This is a genomic window from Pseudomonas juntendi (assembly GCF_009932375.1).
GTDB lineage: Bacteria > Pseudomonadota > Gammaproteobacteria > Pseudomonadales > Pseudomonadaceae > Aquipseudomonas > Aquipseudomonas juntendi.
On sequence record NZ_BLJG01000371.1, the window covers coordinates 1 to 558 of the forward strand.

Consider the following 558-nt stretch of genomic DNA (forward strand, 5'->3'; position numbering starts at 1 on the left):
CGTTGACCAGCACGTCCAGTGGCTCGCCGGCCAGGCGGTCAAGCTCGATGACCGAACCCTGGTTGAGCTGCAGCAGGTTGCGGATGTTGATCTCGGTGCTGCCCACTTCCATGGAGATGTTCACCGGGATATCCAGGATCACATCCAGGTTCGGGCCTTCGAGGCTGACATTTTCGTTCGGCTTGGGCGAGCTGGCGAACTCTTCCATTGGCAGGCGGCCCGGGCCGCTGTGGCTGCCGGTGTCACCGCCCAGCAGCGCATCGATGTCCGCCTGGCCGGCAGCACCGGTCTCTTCCAGCGCGGCGGCCCACTCATCGGCCAAGGCCTGATCTTCTGGGGAGGTGATCTCGTTTTCGTTAGCCATGGTTTCCTCGACAGGCATTCAATTCGTTAGGGGCGACCGGCACGCCGTCAGCGGCGTTCGATCGGGTCGATGATCTGCAGCGCCAGGTTGCCCTTGTGCGAGCCCAGCCGCGCCTTGAACGCCGGCACGCCATTGGCGCGCAACACCAGGTGCTCGGGCAATTCCACCGGTATCACATCGCCAGGCTGCATGTG

2 protein-coding genes are annotated in these 558 nt (G+C 63.8%); both read right to left on the reverse strand.

The annotated features are described in order from the left end of the window. A partial coding sequence (locus GYA94_RS26070; RefSeq protein WP_161893396.1) for a flagellar motor switch protein FliN occupies window positions 1–364 on the reverse strand: 364 nt, incomplete at its 3' end. A 47-nt stretch (window positions 365–411) separates the two neighbouring features. Then, window positions 412–558: FliM/FliN family flagellar motor switch protein (locus GYA94_RS26075; protein ID WP_047149769.1), on the reverse strand; the 147-nt coding region annotated here is incomplete at its 5' end.